Raw genomic sequence first — 21860 nt, 5'->3', positions numbered from 1 at the left:
CCTGCCCTTTCCATTCAGCTTTGCGCGGCAGCGACTTCGGCAGCCACCAATCGCCGCAGTTCTGCCTCCCCGAATGGATCGAGCGGCTTGCCGTTCACGAAGAATGTGGGCGTCTGGCGAACTCCCACGGTCTCTACATCGGCACGATCCTGATTCAGGATCGCCACGACATCGGGTGCCAGCATTTGCGTGCGCGCGGCCTCGGCATCGAGTCCGGCCGTGGTGGCGATCTGAAGGATCAGGCCAGGCGCCGGGGCACCGTGTGACGCCCATCTCGGCTGTTCCCGCAGAACGGCCTCGAGCACCGGCACGTAAACGTCCTGCATGTGCGCCGCCTCGAGCACGCGGATGGCTTCCTCGGATGCCGCGCCGTGGAAGGGCGTGTAGCGGATCACGACGCGGACAGCATCCCCATGCTCGGCCATGATGTCCTTCACGATGGGATGAAAGGCGCGACAGGCCTCGCAGGCCGGATCGAAGAATTCGACGATCGTGACGGGCGCTTCCGCAGGCCCGAGGATGGGCGAGTAGGGGCGGATCATCGCGTCCGCGAGTTCCGGCGCAACAGGCTCCGCTTCGGCCACCGGGCCGGGGCGGGTTGCAAACCAGGTGGCTCCGCCGAAACCGGCGACGCCGAGGGCGAGAACGGACAGGATCAGGCCGCGTCGGTTCATGTTCGTGTGTCCTTCAATGAAAGGGCCGACAGCGCCCCGATCAGCGCGAAGGCGGCGAGCGCCATCAGCGGGATCGGGACGCCGAAGACCAGTTGGTTGTCATCGGTGCAAGAGGGGCCGGTGGCCGTGCAGGGCTGGATGCGTTCGGGAACAAGACCGACGTACAGCCCTATGTGCCAGAGGGCGATTGCGCCGCCGCCAAGCGCCAATGCGATGCCGTAGCGCCCCACGCGGCCGTCCCGCCACCAAAGGCCGAACCCGAGGACGATGGCCAAGGGGAACATGAAGGCGCGCTGGAACCAGCACAGCACACAGGGCGTCTGCCCCAGCACCTCGCCGATGAAAAGCACGGCAAGCAAGGCGACGAGCGCGATGATCCACGCCAGCCCGAGGGCTATTTCTCCGGATATGCGGTTCATTTCGGTCAGATCCTCTCTTCCAGATCGGCGAAGATCTCTTCGGCGGAGGTGCCGTAGGGCCACGAGTCGGCGAAGCCCGCGTCGGGATCGAAGAGGAACAAATGCGACGTGTGGCCCATCGTGTAACCATCCGGCGCCGCAGCCTCTTCGACGCGTTCAAAGAAGATCGGAAACGTCTCGGAGGTGGCGGCGATCTGTTCCGGCGTGCCGGTCAGACCGATGATGCCCGCATCGAACAGCGGGACGTATTCGGCGAGTGCGGCGGGCGTGTCCCGTTCGGGGTCGATGGTGATGAAAATCGGCTGGACCTTGGCGGCATCGTCGCCCAGACCGTCCATCACCGCCGCGACCTCAGATAGGGTCGTCGGGCAGACGTCGGGGCAGTTGGTAAAGCCGAAAAAAACAAGCATCCAGCGCCCCGCAAAGTCCTTCTCGGTTCGAACCATACCCTGGTGGTCCGTCAGTTCGAACTCAGCGAAGAAAGGCGGCTCGGCGTCAGTTCGGGCGCTGTCGGCACGATAGTCGGACCAGAGTAAAAGCCATACGAAGGCAAGCGCTGCCACGCCTGCCAAAACCCAAAGAAACTTCTGTGCCGATGTAAGAGACAATCCTGTTCGCCTGCCATTGATCCTTGTGTGTCTGCGCGTCTACATCCTCTAGCCACTGAAGGTTCAAGCATGAAGATGGCGCCTTGATGCGACATCACGCGCCTGTGAATCCCGCACTTGCCCGCTCACACCGCAAAACCTACAAGGACTGTATACTTTTTCTGGAGGTGAGAATGCTCACGATCGGCACTCTGTCAAAGAAGACCGGCACGAAGGTGCAGACCATCCGGTACTACGAGCAGATCGGGCTCATGCCCGAACCTGGCCGGACCGAGGGCGGACAGAGGCGCTACGACGGTTCACAACTCGATCGCCTGTCCTTCATCCGCCACTCGCGGCAACTCGGCTTCTCGCTCGATGCGATCCGCGAGCTGCTCGACCTCAGCGACCATCCCAATCGGCCCTGTGATGAAGCTGATGCCATCGCGCGTCGCCAGCTCAAACGGGTGGAGCAGCGCATGGCCCGCCTGAAGGCGCTGCGCACGGAACTGAAACGCATGGTCCACGAGTGCAGCGGCGGGCGGACAGCGGATTGCCGGGTGCTGGAGGTATTGCGGGACCATTCTGAATGTCTGACCGAGCACGACGAGATTGGGGCCTGATTGGACCATGCCAATGTCGCGGCAGGAACTTAGACCAGCCGCAGGAGTTCTTCGATCGTAAACCACGAGCCGAAAACGAGAAATGGCCGCAGAACAAGATTCAAAAGAGAGACGCACGCTCTGGATCGTTCTGGCGCTCAATATCGGTCTGGCCGTGGCTTTTTTTGCAACCGGTGCGTTCGGCGATTCCAGCGCCTTGATCGCCAACGGCCTCGACAACCTTTCCGACAGCTTCGTCTACGCTATCAGCCTGTTTGCGCTGTCCCGGTCCGGCAAATGGAAACGCGGAGCGGCGAACATCTCCGGTGGGCTGCTGATCCTGTTCGCTGCAGGCATCCTCTACGATGCATGGCGCCGCTACATCGGCGGGTCAGATCCGCTCGGGACGATCATGATCGCCATGGCCCTGATCGCCGCGGCGATCAACGCGGTCTGCGTCTGGTTGCTCGCCCGACTCCGCGAACCGGACGTCAACATCCGCGCGGCGAACACCTTCAGCTGGAACGACTTCGCCGCGAACCTCGGGATCGTCGTGGCTGGCGGTCTCGTCGCCTGGCTGGGAACGAACTGGCCGGACCTGGTCGTGGGTGTGGTCGTGGCCGGGATCGCGGCGTGGGGCGGTATCGACATCCTGCGCGATGCACACGGCGAACACCACAAAGCCGTTCATGCCGACGACCGGTAGCGATTGATCGCCTTCTGAGAAAAAGGACTTGAAGCTACAGTCGCTGGAGCATTTATGTAGATCCTCGCCAGACTCGAGGAGATGCATCTTGCCCGCCATTGACCCCTTGCTGACAGCCACGCGGCTGCTGGATTTCGAAGCCGCTCCTATTGCGGATCTGGTCGCGGGCCGCGGCTGGCAGGCTTTTGGCGAGCATGACCGGATCGGTGCCGCCTATGATTTCGTCCGAAACGAGATCGCTTTCGGCTACAATCGTGCCGACGACATCCCGGCCTCAGAAGTGCTGTCGGACGGCTACGGCCAGTGCAACACCAAGGGCACGCTGCTCATGGCGTTGCTACGTTGCCTTGGCATTCGGTGTCGCCTGCATGGCTTCACCATCCACAAGGCGCTCCAGCGCGGTGTCGTGCCCGAGTGGGTTTATCCGCTGGCCCCCGCGGAAATCCTCCACTCCTGGGTAGAGGTCGAGACCGAGAATGGATGGATCAATCTCGAAGGGTTCATCCTGGACACGCCCTTTCTGAAATCGCTGCAACGGGCGTTCATCGAGATGGAAAGCCTTTGCGGCTACGGGGCCAGCACCGACTGCTTGAGCGGCCCACCGGTCGAGTGGACCGGCGACGACACATATATCCAGAAGACCGGCATCGCCCGCGATCTCGCAACATACGCTATACCAGACGAGTTCTACCGGGGGCATCGCCAGGACTTCGGCGCCTTGCGCGACTGGCTCTATCGCCACGTCATCCGCCACTGGATGAACAGACGCGTGCGCGCAATTAGGCGGGGCAAGGTGCCGCAAATCCCCGGCCTCGCTCGCCCGAACCATCTTCATGAGGAGACGCACCGTGCCGCATGATCACGGCCATGCCCACATCGATCCCGCATCCGGTGACCGGCGCGTGTCCATCGCGATCTGGGCGAACGCCCTTCTGACCGTCGCACAGATCGCGGGCGGCGTCGTTTCGGGCAGTCTCGCGCTGATCGCGGATGCGCTGCACAACTTCTCGGACATGGCGTCGCTGGTGATCGCTTTCGCGGCGCGCAAGATCGCGCGGCGGCCCGCCGACGAACGCATGACCTTCGGATACGGCCGGATCGAGATTGTCGCTGCACTGATCAACTACACGACACTCATCCTCGTCGGCGTTTACCTGATCTACGAGGGCGGTATGCGCATGATCGATCCGCCCGAGGTTCAGGGTTGGACCGTCGTGATCCTCGGCGGCGTGGCGCTCGTGGTCGACGCTCTGACTGCGGCGCTCACCTGGTCCATGCAGAAGGGCAGCGTGAACATCCGCGCGCTCTTCCTGCACAACCTCTCGGATGCGCTCGCCTCGGTCGCCGTGATCGTCGGCGGCACGCTGATCATTCTCTACGACCTGCGCTGGGTCGATCCCGCAATCACCATCGGTATCGCGCTGTATATACTGTATCTCGCACTGACCGAGATCGGCGGCCCGATCCGGACACTGATGCTGGGCAGCCCGCCGGATATCGACAACTCGGCCGTGATTGCCGCGATGCGGGACGTGGACGGCGTTACGGATGTCCACCACGTGCATCTATGGCAGATGCAGGAACACGAGGCGGCGCTCGACTGCCACGTGGTCGTCGCCGAAGATGGATGGACAAGAATTGAGGCCATCAAGGGCGAGATCAAAGCACGACTGAGCGAGCGCTTCGGCATCGCTCATTCCAGCCTCGAATTCGAGAATGAAAGGAACGCCCACACCAACGCCAACCTCTACGGTCACGGTAGTAATGGCCATGAATGATCAGGAGCACGAATTGACGGAAGAACGATATTATCTCGCACCTTCATACACTTAAGCGCAGGGCGGGCAGTGTCAGCTTGGTGGAGAAGGTTGGATATCAGGCCCATCCCCTCCGCCAATAATTTCCCCAACATACTGAATTATATATCGAATATTTTGACTTGAGGCCTCACTTCCCCCGCCAGTTCCCCCACTTGAAAGCGGAAGTCACGGGAACCAGCGGGAAGAAACTAGGGCAGATTGACGCAATCGAGGTCCGTGTAGAGGTTCGTCGCGAAGTAACGTGCTATCGAAATCAACGGGGTCACCTCATCGGCCGAAGCTTTACCATCGACCAAACTATCAATTGCATCGATCACATGGAGCAGGTGCATCGCGACTTCCTGCTGCTTGTCGAGGTGTTTTTCCAGCGCGCTCATGCTGCACTCCTTCTTTCAGCCATATAGACGTCGTGCTCCGCGGCGTGCAGGCGTTTCACTTCCTTCGCCGTTCTCTCCACGATATCGATCAACGCCATCAGCGGCATGGTATCATGGCCGGCATGGTCGATCGCGTTGCACTCGCGGGCCAAGTCATGGAGTGCGGTTGCGAGACCGTTAAGCGTGCTGATTTCCGCCTCGGTGGCGCCGTAAACGTCGCGAAAGCTTGCGGCAGGCGTGTCGGCGGCGTTAAGGCAATCTGTAGCCATTCGGTGATCCTCCTAAGATCAGCGTTTCGGTTAGAGCCGGTATGGTGCTGCAACACCTTGCCGGTTCGCTTACTTTCTGCCATTAATAAATCTGGCAAGTCAAGGACTATTTAATGGCAAAAAGTGTCAGTAAGCGAATGGGCCGCCCGCCCGTTGACTCCGAAGCTATCACGGTGCGACTTCGTCGCGACTTGCTGGACTGGCTGGATGCCGAACGCACGAAGATGGACCCCGAACCGTCGCGGCCCGAAATGATCCGCATCTATCTTGAGGAACGGCGCGGAAGAATGATTATGAAAGACTAGTTAGGCTGGGGGCGCTCGCCTTCGCGGTGGTGAAAGTAGCCGTCTTCGACGGTTTGGGCAGCTTCTCGGAAGATGCGGGCGGTGTCCTCGCTGCCGTTGTTGACCACATATTGCAGGGCGGTGAAGGTCAGAAGCCTACTAAGGGCAAATCGGACCGTCACCCCCTCACCCACCATCCTCAGCAGAGCCTCCTGAAGGTATCCATCAACTTTAGTTATGGTTAGGATGTCTGGTTCATCGGTGTGTGTATCGGCCAAGGCTTACCTCAATATATTTCTACGTCCTGACTAAGTGTAATTTGTGAGGTGCTATCTGGCTAGCACTTCCCTAGCCCTCTAACATTTTGTCCAGCCGCGCGACCGTCAGCACCGGTCGAAACATCGCCCTCGCGCAGTCTTTGCTGCAATATCGGTGTTGCTTGGGCGCTGACACCCAGAACGGGAAGAACTCGCTTCCGCAGCAAAGGCAGGTTCGCGGCGTCCTTGAGAGTGTCAGATCTTCTGTGTATGATTGATCCGGGCCATGCTTCATCAAAAGGAAGCATGCATGACAATCTCCAAGGAACTGCTGGACGAACTTCTGAAGGGGGTTGAGCGCCCTGAAGACCTGCTTGGCGAGGCCGGGCTGATGAAAGAGCTCAAGATCAAGCTCATGGAGCGGATGCTGGGTGCCGAACTGACGGCGCATCTTGGCTACGAAGAAGGCAAGGATGCGCCGCTGGGTCAGGCCAACCGCCGGAATGGCGCCTCGCCCAAGGTGCTGAAGGGACAGGATGGCGAGATGCCGGTGGCTGTGCCCCGCGACCGCGACAGCAGCTTCGAGCCCGAGCTGGTGAAGAAGGGCCAGACCCGGATCGACGGGATGGACGACAAGATTATCGGGCTCTACGCCGCCGGGCTGACGGTCCGGGACATCCAGGCCGGTAATCCCCCCATTTTTGCGGGGGCTTGGTCGTAGAATCTACGCGGCGACTCTCAGTTTCTGGGCGGGGGTCATCCCGCCGTTGCCCATGTTGGGGCGTTCGTTGTTGTAGGACCAGAGCCACTCGGTAGCAATCTGCTGTACCTCTTCAATGCCTTCGAAAATGTACAAGTCCAGCCATTCGTGCCTGACCGTCCGGTTGTAGCGCTCGACATAGGCGTTCTGCTGGGGCTTGCCGGATTGGATATAGGCCAGGGTAATGCCCCTGTTCTCAGCCCATTCCGTGAGGGTGCCACTGAGGTATTCCGGGCCGTTATCGACTCGAATGGTTCGAGGTGCGCCGCGCCATTCAATAATCTGGTTCAATGCCCGAACAACCCGTTCCGCAGGCAGTGAGAAGTCGATCTCAATGCCCAGTCCTTCACGGTTGAAGTCGTCCAGAACGTTCAACAGCCGGAATTGTCGTCCATCCTCCAGTCTGTCGGCCATGAAGTCCATCGACCAGACCTCGTTCGGGGCCTCGGGCACGGCCAACTCCTCGGGCTTCTCCCGTTTCAGGCGCTTGCGTGGCTTGATCCGCAGGTTCAGCTCCAGTTCCCGGTAGATCCTGTACACCCGTTTATGGTTCCAGCCATGGCCCTGGACGTTGCGCAGATACAGAAAGCACAGGCCAAAGCCCCAAGTCTTCTTTGCCATCGTCAGACCGAGCAGCAGGTCGTCGATCTGCTCGTTCTCCTCGTCCAATTTCGGGCTGTACCGGTAGCATGTCTCACTGACGTCGAATGCCCGGCAGGCCAGAGCAATGCTGATACCCTTTATCGCCACCGCTTTCACGGCCAACTCTCGGCGTTGAGCTGGCCGGTTCATTTTTTTCCGAGGGCCTCCTTCAGAAGATCATTCTGCATGCTCACATCTGCAAACATCCGCTTCAGCCGCCGGTTCTCCTCGGTCATTGCCTTCATCTCGCTGATCAGACTGGCGTCCATGCCGCCATACTTCGCCCGCCACTTGTACAGCGTGGCGCTGCTCATCCCATGCTCGCGGCACAGCTCAGCGGCAGGCACACCGCCCTCCATCTGGCGCAGCACACCCATGATCTGGGCTTCTGTGAATCGTGTCTTCTTCATCGGAATCTCCTCGTTCATCCTGCCGAGAAAATTCTACTTCCGCATCCCCTTAAAATCAGGGGGGATTACCGGCAAGGATACCACAGCAAAGCTCCATAGCGTTCGAGGACGGGGATCATGTCCTTGCGGCTCCACGAGGTGATGCCGCCGACCAGATGCCGGACGTCGCGCCTGGCCAGGAGGTCGGCGGTCATGCTGCGATAGAGCTCGGGGCGGCCCTGCGGGTCGACGTGATGTGCGTTGATCTGAACGCCCTTTTCGGCGCCGAGGTCGTTAATCGCCATCTGCGCCCCTGCCAGCGCATTGCGTCCAAGCGCGCCATAGGGACCAGTGGTTGAAAGGACCAGTCCGACATCGACCTTGTGCAAAGCGCCCTCCCCAAGCACATTCCAGCAAAAAAAGCCCGGCAACCTCATGAGAGGTCGACGGGCGCGATTGCCGTTAAATCCTGTTCAGACGATTAAGCAGCATAGCTGCCCAAAAAGCAACTTGGTTATTTCGATCGCTTGAGCTGCTGAGGCTGCTGGCGCATGGCGCGCGCGAGATCGCGCCGGAGCATTATCCGCTGATCGTCGCCCTGCACGGTGGCTGGCTGCTTTGCCTGATCGTCTTGGGTTACGATGGGATCATCACCCTTTGCGCGGAAAGCGCTTGGCGTCTTCCAGCGCGTTCAGGTCCATGTGATTGCGCATGTAGCGCTCTGACGCGCGCATCAGGGGTTGATGATCCCAGGGGAAATAGGCGCCGTTGCGCAGCGCCTCGTAGACGATCAGGCGGCGGGCCTGGCTTTCGCGGACGTCGCGGTCGAAGCGCGCGAGGTTCCAGCGCGCGGCCGCCATGTCGCGAAAGCGCGTAAGCCGGCCGGCATGGCGTGGATCGGCGGCAAGGTTCACATCCTCGCCCGGATCGGAGGCAAGGTCGAACAGCTGTTCGGGATCGGCGCTGCAGGCGGTGTATTTCCAGCTTCCCTCCCGCAGCGCCACCATCGGCGCGATGCTGCCCTCGGCGGCGTATTCCATCGCCACGGGCGCGCGCAGCGCGCCGCGCGAGACCGGCAGCAGGCTCTCGCCATCCGTCCATGGCGCGATCTCGTCCAGCGACAGCGCGGCGAGGTCGCACAGCGTCGGCAGCACGTCGAGGGTCGAGACCGGCGTATCGACCCGCCCCGGCGCCATGCCAGGGGCCGCGATCATCAGCGGCACGCGGGCCGAGCCTTCGCGGAAGCTCATCTTGAACCACAGCCCGCGCTCGCCCAGCATGTCGCCGTGATCGGACACGAAGACGATGATCGCCTCCTGCCCGGTGCGGTCCAGCACGTCGAGGATTTCGCCGATCCGGTCGTCGACATAGCTGATATTGGCGAAATAGCCCTGCCGTGCGCGCGCCGCGTCCGCAGGCGCGATGTCGAAGGCACGCCAGTCGCAGGCATTCATCAGGCGCTGCGAATGGGGATCCTGCTGCGCGTAGGGGACGGCCGGGGGCGCGGCGCATTCCGGTGCGCCCTCATACAGATCCCAGTAGGTCCGCCGCGCGACATAGGGGTCGTGCGGGTGGGTGAAGCTGACCGTCAGGCACCACGGCCGGGCATCGGCCGCCCGCGCCAGATCATAGAGCTTGCGGCACGCGTTGAAGGCGACCTCGTCGTCATACTCCATCTGGTTGGTGATCTCGGCCACGCCGGCGCCGGTGACGCTGCCGAGATTGTGATACCACCAGTCGATGCGCTGGTCCGGCTTGCGCCAGTCGGGCGTCCAGCCGAAATCCGCGGGGTAGATGTCGGTGGTCAGACGCTCCTCGAAACCGTGCAGCTGGTCAGGGCCGACGAAATGCATCTTGCCGGACAGGCAGGTCTGCCAGCCGGCGCGGCGCAGGTGGTGGGCATAGGTCGGAATGTCCGAGGCGAACTCGGCCGCGTTGTCATAGACCCGCGTGCGGGACGGCAACTGCCCCGACATGAACGACGCCCGCCCCGGCGCGCACAGCGGCGAGGCGGTATAGGCGTTGGCAAAGCGGGTGGACCGCGCGGCCAGCGCCTTGAGATGGGGGGCGTGCAGGAAATCGGCCGGGCCGTCGGGAAAGAATGTGCCGTTGGCCTGATCGACCATCAGGATCAGAATGTTAGGCCGCCCCGCCGCCATCACTTCAGCGCGGCCTGCACCGCGGCAAGGCCGGGCTGCCCGTCCAGCGTGGTCACGCCGTCCAGCCACGGCCCCAGCACGTTGGGGTTTGCCTTCAGCCAGGCCTGCGCGGCGTCCTCGGGCGACTGCCCGTCATCCAGGATCGCGCCCATGATCCGGTTTTCCATCGGCACGGTGAAGGTCATCTGCTTCAGCAGCCTCGCCGCATTCGGGCATTGTTCCGGCCAGCCGGTCCGGGCCAGCGTGAAGACCTCGGCGCCGCCGTAATCGGGTCCGAACTCGGCATCGCCGCCGGTGAGATAGGTGATGTCGAGGCTTTCGTTCATCGGATGCGGCGCCCAGGCAAGGAACACCATGGGCGTGCCGGCGGCCTGATTGCGCGCCGCCTGCGCCAGCATCGCCTGTTCGCCGGTCTCGACCAGTTCCCAGTCGCCGAGGCCGAACTTGTCGGCTGCGATCATGTTGCCGATCGTCTGGTTCGCCGGCGCACCCGGCTCGATCCCATAGATCTTGCCCCCGAATGCGTCCTTGTGAGCGTCCAGATCGGCGAAATCGGCGACGCCCAGATCCCTGCCCGCCCTCGTGACGGCAAGGGTGAACTTCGCGCCGTCCAGATTGCGGCCCAGCACCTCTACCGCATCCGCCTTGTCCAGATCCTCGCGGAACGACGTCTGCGCCGGCATCCAGTTGCCCAGGAACACATCGCTCTGCCCGCTTTTCAGCGCCTCATAGCCGATCGGCACCGACAGGGTCGCGATCTCGGTGTCATAGCCAAGCGCATCGAACACCGTCTTTGCAAGCGCATTGGTCACGTTGATATCGGTCCAGCCCGGATCGGACATGCGAAGCGTCCTGCACGCGGAAGGATCGTCGGCAAATGCCTGCGTCGCGCAGAAAAGAACCAGCGTGGCCGACAGCGCGGCCGCGGGAAAGCCCATCATCGGATATCCTCCCTTTTCCCCTGGCGGTCATGTGTTCTGCACCATCCCGCCACGGCGCAGTGTGCACCGGGGCGGCGACCGCGTCACCTGGAAATATGACCATTCAAGCGCACCACGATGCCGGCCGCGACCTCGTGTAGACAGCCAGGCGCAAGTCCGCCCTGCGTCTAGCTTTCGCCATCCTCCTCGCTTTCCCCGTCCCGGTTCGCGCCCCCTTCGGGTAATCCACTGCTGATCAACCAGGCATGACCGCAGGACGCACGCGATTCTTTGACGTCTAGCCGGTGAACCAAAGATACGTGCCAAGACGACAGACTGCCTCCAGTGGTGGCGAGTGACTTCTTCATCGAGACAACCGCACCAGTTCCGTCGAAATTGTCAGATTTTGCGCGGCTTCGGTCAAGGTGGCGAGTGTGAGGTCCCGCCCGGCAGTCAGCGCGGCGCGGCCGATCATGCTGCCAAGCACATAGCCGCGCATCTCCTGCCCGGAGCGCCGCGACGAAACCGCCCAAACAAGGGCTTGCCGGTCGGGAACAACCAGCGTCACGTGGCCTCCGTCCTGAACCAGGCTGGCCGCAAGCGGGCCAAGTTGATCGATGCAGCCGAAATGCGACCGGCGCATAGGCGCCACGTGGTCCTCTGTCCCGATGTGAAGCACCGCCTGTGCGGCAGGATCGATCTTCAGCCCGGCGGCGCGGACGCGGTAGACAACATCATCGTTTGCGACCCCGCTGATCGACAAGGTCCGGTGTCCGTCGTCGCGGATCGCAGCAATCGCGGCGGCAAGACATGCAGTTTCCATCTTTGCCCACTGATTGCGGGCAAAGGCGACGAGGTCCAGTCCGGCATTCTCCTCCTCCGTCACCACCAGCTTCCGACCGAAGGCGCCGCCATCTTCGTTAACCCTTGCAATGGCCGCGATGAAGCCGGCGTCCAGCGCCGCATCCCCGCTTGGCCTTACGCCGATCTCGGTTGCCGTTATCCCGCCGAGGGCGTCGAGCGTCCTGAGATGATCTGCCAGCGCGGCGAGAAGCTGTCTGTCCGCCTTGAAACGTGGCATGGAGCGCGACAGCGTGCGATCGTCCGGTGTAATCCCTTCGGTCAACGCGCGGATGAAAGCCTGCTCGTCGTAGCCCGCGACGTCCAGGGCCGACCACCTGATCGGGGGAAACACGGTCCCGCCCTCGGCCCGTCCCGCGCCATCGGCTCCGTGGCAGCCGGCACAGGAGAACCGCGTCGCAGGCATATCGATCGTGGCGTTGATGGCGACTTCTGCACCCTCTCCCCGCAGGAACAGGGCAGCTCCCGGTGTTTCGGACCGTGCAGGCATCGGGATGAGCAGAAGCGCGATCAGCCAGAACCGCATTCGGGCACGTTCCTGGCAAGTGCGATCAGCTGCTCAGGCTCCGGCAGGCCGACGATCCGGGCGAAGCGGAACGAACAGAAATCGCCGACAAGGAACATCGCGTCATGCGTCTGAATGCTCTCGAAGGTGACTCCCATTCCGTCCATCAGCGGCTGCGTCCCCCGCAGCCCTGCGGTAAGCCAAAGCCAGTTGTCGCTGGGCGTGAAGTTCGCCGCCGACTCGCGGAGCGCTGCGGGGGAATCGTTGAACGGGTCGATGCTGAAACTGACGAGAGTGACGGGTTCCCCGCCGTCTTCCAGAAGCGTCTGGTCGACGCCGTAGAGGATGCCGTTCGTGACATCGCAGAGCGACACGCAGCCGGTATAGAAGAAGCTGACGATCACAGGCCCGCGATGCCGGAGGCGCGTCACGAACCCGTCGCTGTGCCCGGCGGCATCGGTGACGGGAAGATCGGGGGGCATCAGCGTTTCGATCGGCGCATCGCTGACTTCATCGCCAAGGCACGGCCCGGCGAGACAGGCAAGAAACAGGGCAAGATATCGTGTCATGGCCGCTCCAGCACCAGGGGATGAAAAAGATGCCCGTCGCGGCCGCGTGCGGCGATCACGACAGGTCCGCCGGCGGGAAGCGCCAGAAGGTCCAGAGCCTGCCCCGCCGCATCTGACCGAAGCGTGACGGCATCCCGCCAAGGTGTCGCAAGGCCGCTCACCAGAACGCTGAAGACCACATCGCCGACGGGCGCGCCATCGCCGCCCCGAAATGTCAGGCGCACGTGCCGTGCATCGATCGGTTCCGCCAAAAGCCGCCCCGGCGCGGCAGTCGCCACAATCCCCTCTGTCGGCGCAAGGGGCGCGCAGAAAGACAGCGCGCCGATGCCGGTGGTGGTCACAAGCTCGAACAATCCTGGTCCGGGCAGCATCGCGGTGGTGCGGAAAACGCCCGGTTCCACCTCGCGAAAGCTGCGGTCGAACCCGGCGACACGGTGCGGCACCCCGCCGCGCAGGCGGATCGCGCTCATCGGCGGTGCATCGCCCATCGTGCTGTAATCGTGAATGACGAAACCGGTGAAGCTTTCGGCATGAACCGCGATCATGCCCGGCTGCGGCCAGAGAGGAGCGAGGTAGCCCGCGTGGTCAAGCGGCACGGCACGCGCCTGCCCCAGCATCACCTCGCGCAGCGCTGCGGCGCGTTCCGGACGGATCGCCGCGAGGTCGAGCACGCCGACCCGCGACTGGTCGGCGGTCATCAGATAGGCGGCGCGATCGGTGAAGGCGATTTCGGAAACCGCGCCCGGCGTCGCGATGGTCTGGACCACGCGCGCGCGGGCCACATCGATCAACGCGACGGGCGCCTGGCCAGAGGCATCATAAGCGAGAATCCACCGTCCCCCCAGCCCGGCAGCAAGACGCGTAGCAGGAGCGGGAAGGCTTACGGCCACGGCAAGTTCGGGGGCATCCGTGTAACGGATCTCGACGCCCTGCCCGGATAATGCAGCGAGCCCAAAGGTTCCCTTTGGGTCGGCAAGAGGAATGGCGTGATCGGCCGGGTCGTCCGTGCTGATCTGCAACTTTCCGGTTACCGCATCGCGCAGCGCGGCGCCGCCCGGCCCGGACACCGCCAGCCTGTCGCCCTCTGGGGCCATCTCCAGCCGATCGACGCCCACGGCCGCAACATGTCGCCGTCCATCGGGTGCAATATGCGTCAGGCGGTGGCGCCCTGCCTCCAGCGCCCATACCGACCCGCGGGCTGCGGGATAGGCGACGGTCGGGCGGTCAAGGCCATCGGCCAGCACCGTTGCGACGGCGGTCGGAACGGCGATCGACAGCACCTCTCCCCGGTCTGCCAGCGTGGCAAGGAGTCGCCGCCCCTCGACATCGGCGGTCAGGCTTGCCGGCGGTTCGGCCAAGCGCGCCGCACCCAGAAGGTTCGCGCTGGCAAGATCGATCTCGGGATCAGCAATGGTGAATGCGCCGTCCTCGGAGGCGGTGGCGATCAGGACGCCGTTCAGTTTCAGCGCGCCGCGCGGCAGCCGACCGGTGGCAAGAAAACTGCGCGCGGCCTCGGTGCACGAAATATTGTCGTCCTCCACCGGCCGCAGCCAGCCGGCCAGTTGCAGCCCGGCGGGCGGATCGGCGCCAAGACGGTTCTGGATCGTCACCGTCACATCGAAGGGCTCGCCGGGCACCGGCCGCTCCAGCGGCGCGCCGTCCAAGGTGGTGAAGCTTACGATCCCGGACAGGGCGGGTTGCAGATCCTCGGCCATCGCGGGCGTGGCGAGCATTGCAACGAAGGCGCAGATCAGTCGCCGCATTTCTCCGCCTCCGCCACCTCCAGCAGACCCCAGACGCCGCCTGCGCGGATATGGGTCGGCCCGTCATGCCAGATCGCCGTGCCCGGCACCGCCTTGGGCGTCAGCCACGCGGTCATCCCCTTGCCCGGTGCCAGCAGGACCGAGCGGGGGAAGCCGAAGCCGGGGAACAGGTCGTCGTAGTTGTAGCCGTTCATCACGAAGGCCCGCTGCCGTGCCCGCCCGCCGGGATGCACGACCCTGACAACGATCTGCTCGCCCTCGCAGGCCTTCAGGCGCAGCGCGTTTGGATGGGCGGCAAGATAGTCGGGCGGGAAGACGAAGGCATTGAGGTCATCGCTTTCCTCGATCCGCACCGCGGGTTCGGACAGCACCTGCGAGAAGGACGGCGAGCGATAGTTCACGCCCTTCTCGCCCCGATCATAGCTGTCGTCGCAGACGATGCAGTCAGGCACCATGCTGACCGGCGTTCCGTCGTCCTCGGTCACGGCATTGCCGCTATCCTCCCATTCCCAGGAGATGCGCGATCCGTCGTCCCAGAGATTCAGCCCGTCCTGATAGTAAAGAACGAATTCGCGCGTCCGTTCGACCCGGCCATCGGGGCCTTGGGCATCGAACAGCATCGTGCCGCCGTCGCCCGGGCCGGGATCGGCGCCCTCGGCATGGTGGGCCGCGCAGATCTCATAGCGGTCAACGACCTCGCACGCCATCTGCTGGCCCATCACGCCGACCGGGTTCCAGGTGCGCGGCACCACGTCGATCGCGCCAAACAGCCCGTGCTGGACATGGCTGACGACATCCGACGTCGAGCGGATGGGAACCGGGCCGAAGGCATAGGGAATCCAGTGGACGCGAGCGTCCAGCTCCTCCAGCGCGGCGCGGCGCGCGGCCTCCATCAGTTGCGCCCGGACGGCGTCCCGGTCCAGGCATTCCGCCCCGTCGCAGACCGCCGCGACCAATTCGTCAAGACCGTCGGGCGATCCGTCGATCAGGGGTTCGGCATCCCAGAGCCGCTGCGACAGCGGACCCGAGGGTGCCGCCGGCGACAGCATGAAGCCATAGCTTTGGCCGAGAACCGAAAAAACCGCATCGCCGTCAGACTGCAATTCGACCGGGACAAGAAAATCGGTCTCGCCCGCCGTCGGGAAACTGTCCGTCCCCTCCGACAGCCAAGCGGGAGCGAGATCGGCCAGGTGCTGGGCCACGCGGGCGGCAATCTCCGCGCGCAGGTCAAGCAGTCCCGCCTCGCCCGGCAGGTCCAGCCGCATCCGGCCGGCGTAGAACAGGTAGGGGCGGCTGACGCTGACCCCTTCGCCCGACGCGGCGGCCAGGCCGGGCGCGCCGTAGCCATAGGCAAGCGGCAGGTCGCGGATAAGGTCCATGCCGGGCAGCCCGACACTGAGCGCGACCTGATCCGACGGACGGACGCCGCCGGGGCGCATGTCCGGCCCGACCGGCTGCAGCCCGCCCTTGCTGCCGCCATGTTCCGGCGCATGCGGAAACGGATCGGCATTCAGTGGCACGATCGGCGGCATCGTCGCATCGCCAAGCCTGTCGCTGAGACCGCCATCGCTGTCCGTCAGCGCGTTGACGTAGCGCAGCCGCACGCAATCGCCCGCCCGGACGCGCAGCGTCATCGGACGCGGCCCGTGGCGGTAGCGAAATGCGACGGCATCCGCGACAGTCCGGCGCGTCACGCCGTCCCATCCTTCGGCGGACCCGATGCCGCCCGCAATCCCCAGATCGGCCGGGGACAGCAGCGCCAGCATCAACCCGTCGGGGTCATAGCGCCCCGCGCCGTAATCGGTGCCCTTGGCTGCTGGCCAGACGGTCCGCGTCTCGACGGCGGCAAGCACGGCGTCGATAACCCGTTGCGGCGGTTCGCCCTCGCCCGGATAGGGGCAGGCGAGGCCGCCGGTGCCGACGGGCATGGATTGCCCGTCCACGGATTCCGACCGCGATCCGGATTCGCCAAGCCGTTCGCCGATGGGCCGGCCCGCCGCTGTCAGCTCCGGCGCGTCGGCATTGCCGGTGTTGAACACCGCGACAGTGGCCGGGTCGGGGGCGGAGGGATCGCGGTAGATCCGCATCAGCCCCCAGGCCCCGTTCCAAAGCGCATCGACCGAGCCGAAATTGTAAAGATAATCCGACGATCTCTCCGGCACGTCATCCGATGGCGCCTCGGCCAAGAACCCTCCCGCCGTCTCGATGCTGACGGGAATGTCGGCGCGCAGCGATCCGTTCATCTCGAAATGTTCCGAGATGCCGATCTCCTGCGCGAAGGTGATGCCTTCCACGTTGTCGCATCCGGCGATGACCTTTTCATAGTCCTGCCAGAACTGCGAATGCGCGCCGTGTTCCTCGGCGGTGTCGCGCCATGCCCGATATGTGTCGGGACGCCCGTCCAGTGCGGCAGGCACCGGCGGGCCCAGAGGTGCCGCATTGCCAAGGCAGTCGTCGCGCAGGGACGGGGTGGCCCGCCGTTCGTCCGAAAGGCCGAGCGGCTGTTTGCCCGCGGGGAAGGCCTGGTCGATATTGCGGCGGAAGGCGAGGCCCGCGACGTTGAACGTATGCTGCACCTCCTGCGCGCCCTGGATGAGGCGGATCACCAGCCGTTCGTCCTGATAGGCTTCGAGGATCGGCGTTTCGGGATCGCCGTGCAGGGCCGATCGCAGCGCCCCGCCCATATCGCCCTGCGCGCCTGTCATCTGGGTGTCGACCGAACATTCACCGAACGCGCCATCGGCCAGCGTCGCGGCCACCTCGCTGGATTCCGCGGCGTGGTCGCCCGCCACGCCCATCGCGCGCAGGCGGCAATCGCTGGACGGCGCGGCACCGGCGACCTTGTCGCCCACCCGAAGCGGGATCGGCGCGCCGCGATAGTTCACCAGATAGGGGTCGTGGTGATCGACCGAGATCGACTCGGGACGGCGCGGTGGGGCGACGGGCCTGGCAAGCGTCGCCGTGGCAGGGTCTGCGGGCGGGGTCAGGATGCCCGCCGCGCGCTGCCGGTAGGAGACGAGATGGTCGAAAAGCGTCTCGACCTCGGCCGCCGTCGGGGTCGGTTCGGCGAAGATGTCGCCCCTGAACCGCGCCTTGTGGGCATCGTCACGATTGGTGCCGCCCGCAATCCAGGCCGGTGCAAGATCGCCTGACAAGAACCAGGAGTCGCTGTCCAGATCGTCGAAATCGGCGGCGAACTCCTTGGTCGCTGCCACCCCGCATTTCCGGTTGAGGATATAGGGGCTCAGCCGCCACTTCGCCTCGCAATAGATCTGGCCCATGCCGAAGGGATCGGCGAAGGGCGGATCTTCCGGCCCCGCGATACCGTCCGGGCCAAGTCCGGCCGTGGCCTTCAATTCCGCCGCGCTGGTGCGGTCGCGCGGATCGTAAAGCAGCGCGAAGTCGGCGATCGACAGGGCGAATTCGCGATAGTCGGGATGGGTGGGATTGTCGCCCTGCATCCGCACCCGCCGCTTGGTCCCGTCCCAGACCTCGCCGCCCCAGGCGACGGCGGACAGACGGTCGGCCGCGGGAACCGGCCCCACGCAACTCGCGCCGTCGGGCGTGCAGATCGAGGCAAGCTCGGCCTCGGCACCGACATCGCCGCTGGCATCGGGCAGCTGCACCGGACCCGGCGGCACGCCGACCCCCGGCTCGATGACGAGGGCCGAGTAGAACCCGTGCTGCTGGATCGAGGACGGGCCGAAATGATCGTGGGTGAATACGGTGCGAAGCGTCCGGTCCCGCAGCTGCGGATCGTCGGGATCGCCGTTCATTGTCAGGATCGGATCGGCGAACCAGCGCTGGACGGTCGTCTGGAACCGGTTGCGGTTCTCACTGCGGCTCAACCGCCAGATGTCGTGGAGCGCGGGGTCCGGACCCTCACATTCGCCGGCGTCGAGGGTGATCCCTGCAGCATCCTCCCGCGGCGTCACGTTTCCGGCAGAGGCGCAGCGGCGCGCGGCAAGCTCGTCGGCGGCAAAGGTGCCGTCCTCGTAATTCCAGCCGTTGCCGGACCCGTCCGACGATGTCACGTCGAACTTCACCAGATGGATATGCTGGCCAACCGTATCCGTCGGCGTCTTCACCTGGAAATCGTCCAGCTGCAGATCCTTCGGCAATTCGTTCGTATGCCGGAACTCGATGCATTCCCCGGACAGGGCGCGGAAGAAGAACGGCTCTTCCGTGTCGCTGATGGTGGGCGAGATCGGCTTCGGCGCAACCCCTGCCGCCTCCTTGAACCGGTCGGATTCGGCGGTCAGAACATTGATGCGCGCCTGCGGGTCATGCCAGCCCGCGCGGTTCACGATCATGTCGAGCTGCACGGCCGACACCTCATAGCGGCGGAAGCCCAGAAGAAACGGGTCGTGGAAGTAGTCCGTGTCCCCGTCGGCCGTGCGCATGAACGGGTCCACCCCGGGTGTCACGGCGGCGCGGGTCTCGGGCGCGGTGGCGCCGCACGGATCGGCGAAGGGGGCGCCCGGTTTGGGCGGATTGCCGTTCACCGGCCAGGAATTCTTCGGGTTGGGCGCGGGCGATCCGTCGGGCAGCGGCGCATGGGCGGTGGGATAAAGCCCGTTGACCGGTGCATCGGCAAGATCGGTCCCTGCCGCATCGGTCAGCCGAAGCCCCGGATTCAGGCCTTCGGCCCGATAGAGCCGGCCGTCGAAGTGAAAGCCCATCGCCCCGCGTTCAAGCCGCGTGCCGTCATTCGGCAAGGTCTCGATCCTGGCTTCGGTCAGATGGGCGGACAGGTCGCCAAGCGCGAAGGCTTTGGCGACGATCTGGTTGGTCAGCGCGGACCGCTCCTCTTCCGTCAGCGCGTCGAAGGCGGCGGGTTCGAGGAGATCAGAAATCCTCTCGGGCAGGCCGAAGCCCAGTTCCCGCCGCGACCCGTCGGCCACCACGTGCCGCCCGATACCGCCATCAAGCCAGCCCTCGCCGATAGCGCGGTCATCCACCTTGGCCAGGATGCCGTCGGTGCCGGCATTGGTGATCGAGCCATCGGCGATTTCGCCCAGATCCCGGGCAATGTCGAGCGGGGCCTGCGGCGGGCGATGGCCCGGCTGGCCCGCAATGTAGAAGGGAAAGCCCGGCATCGGCGTCTTCGCGTCGGCCCTGAGGATGGGCGTATCGCCGGTGTCGTCCACATCGTCAGCCGTGGCATAGGTCGGCAGCAGCGGCAGCGGCTCCCCCGGCAGCGGGATCAGCGCGGGCACGGGGGTGCCGACGGTTTCGTCAGGATCGCCCGCCTTGGGACCGATCCAGGCGCCGGTCAGCCGGTCGACCGAGCCGGGGCGGCTGTGGCCGCGTTCCTCGGCGGTCGGGAAGCGGGTGGACAGTGCCGCATTCGGCTGGCCGTCGGGCAGCTTCCGGGTGCCGTCCTCCAGCACGTCATGCACACGCCACAGCGCCCACATCCCCTGCGCGAAATGCGGATAGAGATGGCAGTGAAAGATCGAATCGCCGATCGTGCGGTTGCGGTTGCCCGACCCTTGCGTATCCCACCAGCCGCGCTCAGGGCCGTCCAGCCCGCGCAGGCCGCCGTGATAGATGTTGTAGGTGAACCCCTGCTGCGGCGCGACCGTCTGGCTATCCAGATAGGAGCCCCGGCTGGGGTCGTTTCCCGCGAACCACTGATGCGCGTGCAGATGGAAGACATGGGTTTCCTTGGGGCCTGCGTGAAAGTTCCGGAATACCACCGGATCGTTCAGGTAGGAATGATGCACGTTCGAGGGATCGTCCGCATACCATTCCAGAAGCGCCGGATCGCCATTGGCCCAGGATGCGAGGAAGAATTCCTCGTACATGCATTCGGCGCATTCCGAGGCCGGTCCCATTCCCTTGCGATTGGCAAGGAGGAGCGAGCCCATCCCGGAGGCCCCGTAATTGATCGCAAAGCCGTCCTTCACTCCGGCAAGCTGGCCGAACTGCTCCAGTTCCTCGAAATTGCGGGTGTAGAAGGTCTTCAGCTCGTCGTGGAAGAAGACCGAGAATTCGCGGAAGGCGTTGAAGCCCGGTTCGCGCGACAGGGCGGGCCGGTCAACGGCTTCCGCGCGGCAATCGTTGCCCGCGATGGAGGGGTCGCAGTAGATGATGGCGTTGAGGTCGGAATGCACGATCTCCAGCCGCGTCGCATCGGCAAAGGCGCGTTGATCCGGCGGCGCGCCCGGCGCGGGCTCGTCAAGGACCATCGCCATGTTGAGGATCGGCGCGCGCAGAGCCGCGTCGTCGTTGTCAAGCACGCGCTCGTAGTCGAGGATGTCGCTCCGCGCATGACGGACACTGCTTTCCGCGCGGGGCCAGACCGCGTCGAAGGCGGCGGCGGAGGTCTGGCTGCGATAGGCGCGCGTCCCCGCGCGTTCGACCATCAGCGCCCCGAACAGCCCGTGGACGATCGACCCGCCATTCCCCTCGCCCCCGGCGGGCGCAGCCTGCGAGGCGAAGAAATACGTCCCCTCCTGGTGCAGCTTGTATTTGCACAGAAAGCTTTCGTCGGGCGACGCCGATCCGGTGCCGATGCAGGCCGGATGGATCGCGCCGTCGATCGGCAGCGGGGTCAGGCCTTGAACGACAAAGTTGACGCCGCGCGTGCGGGGCCAGTCGGTCGGTTCAGGGAAGATCGTCTGCTCATGGTCCCCGGCCTCGGTCTCGGCGTCGTCCGCTGCGAGGCAGGCGACCTCGTGATGGCGCAGCGCGCCCTTGTCCCCGCGCGAGACATGCGGGCGCACGGCCTCGGCGTTGCTGTCCTGCGTCAGCGCGGCCTTGCAGAAGTTCTTCGAAAAGTCGGGCGCCTCCGGCTCAAACAGCCAGTTCGACACGCGCACGATCAGCACGTCGCCGACATTCGCGCGAAGCACCAGGGGGCGCGGGCGCTTGCAATCCTTCAGCCGCACGTTTCCGGCTGCAAGCTTTGTATCGGGATGCCCGTGCTCGGAGCCGGTCAGGGCCGCGCAGTCGGCCGCGGTCCTGATCTCGGCCGCGGGCAGCGGCTTTGTCGCGGCCGCCTGCCCCTTTGCCGCCTCCGACAAGTCCTCGCGCAGCACGGCCAGATCGCGGTCCAGCGCAAAGATCATGCCGAACGGGTTGAACGATCCGAAGCGATTGTAGACCAGCGTCTGATCAAGTGCTCCGATATCCGCACAGATCACCCTGCCCTCATCGGCTGCAGCGCGGCAGATCCCGGCCATGTCAGGACGGGGGTCCGGGCCGGCTTCTGCGAATGCGGCGATAGGGCATGTCAGCAGGAACAGCGAAAGCGACGCAGCCGCACGGTGACGAATTGCCATGACGCAGA

Annotated in this window: 19 protein-coding genes and 1 pseudogene; 6 read left to right on the top strand and 14 right to left on the bottom strand. The window is 64.5% G+C overall.

Features of this window, described 5'->3' with window-relative positions; translation table 11 throughout:
* Positions 1-14 precede the first annotated feature (14 nt).
* From JHW45_RS06325 to JHW45_RS06315, 3 genes are read right to left on the bottom strand one after another with little or no spacing between them, the layout of a single operon-like run.
* Complete coding sequence (locus tag JHW45_RS06325) at positions 15-674, bottom strand: DsbA family protein (protein ID WP_119001077.1); 660 nt, start codon at positions 672-674, stop codon at positions 15-17.
* Positions 671-1093 (bottom strand): disulfide bond formation protein B, encoded by a 423-nt coding sequence (locus JHW45_RS06320; RefSeq protein ID WP_272860075.1) that lies wholly within the window; start codon positions 1091-1093, stop codon positions 671-673. Before JHW45_RS06320 ends, JHW45_RS06325 begins: the two co-directional genes overlap by 4 nt.
* A 5-nt stretch (positions 1094-1098) precedes the next feature.
* On the bottom strand, positions 1099-1665 hold the full coding sequence (locus JHW45_RS06315) for an SCO family protein (RefSeq protein WP_040610613.1): 567 nt from the start codon (positions 1663-1665) through the stop codon (positions 1099-1101).
* A gap of 209 nt (positions 1666-1874) precedes the next feature.
* Here JHW45_RS06315 and JHW45_RS06310 point away from each other — a divergent pair, with 209 nt between their 5' ends.
* The 4 genes from JHW45_RS06310 (at position 1875) to JHW45_RS06295 (ending at position 4766) form a co-directional block, all read left to right on the top strand.
* Positions 1875-2303: a MerR family transcriptional regulator gene (locus tag JHW45_RS06310; protein ID WP_007426244.1), complete on the top strand. Its 429-nt coding sequence runs from the start codon at positions 1875-1877 to the stop codon at positions 2301-2303.
* 82 nt (positions 2304-2385) lie between these two features.
* On the top strand, positions 2386-2988 hold the full coding sequence (locus tag JHW45_RS06305; protein ID WP_090735048.1) for a cation efflux transmembrane domain-containing protein: 603 nt from the start codon (positions 2386-2388) through the stop codon (positions 2986-2988).
* 88 nt (positions 2989-3076) lie between these two features.
* A complete protein-coding gene (locus JHW45_RS06300) occupies positions 3077-3847 on the top strand; it encodes a transglutaminase-like domain-containing protein (RefSeq protein WP_137457499.1) in 771 nt (256 codons plus the stop codon).
* Positions 3837-4766, top strand: coding sequence for a cation diffusion facilitator family transporter (locus tag JHW45_RS06295; protein ID WP_090735052.1), 930 nt, complete (start codon positions 3837-3839; stop codon positions 4764-4766). Before JHW45_RS06300 ends, JHW45_RS06295 begins: the two co-directional genes overlap by 11 nt.
* Positions 4767-4996: 230 nt before the next feature.
* On the opposite strand, the gene JHW45_RS06290 is transcribed toward JHW45_RS06295, so the two are convergent.
* The gene (locus JHW45_RS06290) at positions 4997-5185 is read right to left on the bottom strand and encodes a hypothetical protein (RefSeq protein WP_272860074.1); all 189 of its coding nucleotides are present in this window, start codon (positions 5183-5185) and stop codon (positions 4997-4999) included.
* On the bottom strand, positions 5182-5454 hold the full coding sequence (locus JHW45_RS06285; RefSeq protein WP_272860073.1) for a hypothetical protein: 273 nt from the start codon (positions 5452-5454) through the stop codon (positions 5182-5184). The genes JHW45_RS06290 and JHW45_RS06285 overlap by 4 nt, the downstream gene beginning before the upstream one ends.
* A gap of 113 nt (positions 5455-5567) precedes the next feature.
* Between JHW45_RS06285 and JHW45_RS06280 the strand changes: the two genes are divergently transcribed.
* Positions 5568-5759 (top strand): hypothetical protein, encoded by a 192-nt coding sequence (locus tag JHW45_RS06280; protein ID WP_272860072.1) that lies wholly within the window; start codon positions 5568-5570, stop codon positions 5757-5759.
* On the opposite strand, the gene JHW45_RS06275 is transcribed toward JHW45_RS06280, so the two are convergent.
* Positions 5756-6016 (bottom strand): hypothetical protein, encoded by a 261-nt coding sequence (locus JHW45_RS06275; protein WP_272860071.1) that lies wholly within the window; start codon positions 6014-6016, stop codon positions 5756-5758. The genes JHW45_RS06280 and JHW45_RS06275 overlap by 4 nt on opposite strands.
* A gap of 289 nt (positions 6017-6305) precedes the next feature.
* On the opposite strand from JHW45_RS06275, the pseudogene JHW45_RS06270 reads away from it, so the two are divergent.
* A pseudogene (locus JHW45_RS06270) lies at positions 6306-6677 on the top strand (transposase); the annotation flags it as partial.
* A 42-nt stretch (positions 6678-6719) separates the two neighbouring features.
* Here JHW45_RS06270 and JHW45_RS06265 read toward each other — a convergent pair.
* From JHW45_RS06265 to JHW45_RS06230, 8 genes are all read right to left on the bottom strand, one after another.
* Positions 6720-7807, bottom strand: a protein-coding gene (locus tag JHW45_RS06265; protein WP_272857665.1) for an IS3 family transposase whose coding sequence is annotated in 2 segments (ribosomal slippage) — positions 6720-7546 and positions 7546-7807 — 1089 coding nt in all. Because the reading frame shifts where the segments join, the coding sequence is not laid out codon by codon here.
* A 65-nt stretch (positions 7808-7872) separates the two neighbouring features.
* The gene (locus JHW45_RS06260; RefSeq protein WP_272860069.1) at positions 7873-8175 is read right to left on the bottom strand and encodes a transporter substrate-binding protein; all 303 of its coding nucleotides are present in this window, start codon (positions 8173-8175) and stop codon (positions 7873-7875) included.
* 261 nt (positions 8176-8436) lie between these two features.
* Positions 8437-9945, bottom strand: a complete 1509-nt coding sequence (gene betC, locus JHW45_RS06255; RefSeq protein WP_272860068.1) for a choline-sulfatase — start codon at positions 9943-9945, stop codon at positions 8437-8439.
* Positions 9945-10886: a choline ABC transporter substrate-binding protein gene (choX, locus tag JHW45_RS06250; RefSeq protein WP_272860067.1), complete on the bottom strand. Its 942-nt coding sequence runs from the start codon at positions 10884-10886 to the stop codon at positions 9945-9947. Before choX ends, betC begins: the two co-directional genes overlap by 1 nt.
* A gap of 343 nt (positions 10887-11229) precedes the next feature.
* Positions 11230-12252 (bottom strand): c-type cytochrome, encoded by a 1023-nt coding sequence (locus tag JHW45_RS06245; RefSeq protein WP_272860066.1) that lies wholly within the window; start codon positions 12250-12252, stop codon positions 11230-11232.
* Positions 12237-12800 (bottom strand): SCO family protein, encoded by a 564-nt coding sequence (locus JHW45_RS06240; RefSeq protein ID WP_272860065.1) that lies wholly within the window; start codon positions 12798-12800, stop codon positions 12237-12239. The genes JHW45_RS06245 and JHW45_RS06240 overlap by 16 nt, the downstream gene beginning before the upstream one ends.
* On the bottom strand, positions 12797-14563 hold the full coding sequence (locus JHW45_RS06235) for a hypothetical protein (RefSeq protein ID WP_272860064.1): 1767 nt from the start codon (positions 14561-14563) through the stop codon (positions 12797-12799). Before JHW45_RS06235 ends, JHW45_RS06240 begins: the two co-directional genes overlap by 4 nt.
* Complete coding sequence (locus JHW45_RS06230; protein WP_272860063.1) at positions 14551-21852, bottom strand: cupredoxin domain-containing protein; 7302 nt, start codon at positions 21850-21852, stop codon at positions 14551-14553. The genes JHW45_RS06235 and JHW45_RS06230 overlap by 13 nt, the downstream gene beginning before the upstream one ends.
* Between the last annotated feature and the right edge of the window lie 8 nt (positions 21853-21860).

The sequence above is a fragment of the Paracoccus stylophorae genome (genome assembly GCF_028553765.1).
Taxonomy (GTDB): Bacteria; Pseudomonadota; Alphaproteobacteria; order Rhodobacterales; family Rhodobacteraceae; genus Paracoccus; species Paracoccus stylophorae.
Note: the sequence above shows the minus strand (reverse complement) of the source record. Positions and strands in the feature narration are given on the sequence as shown.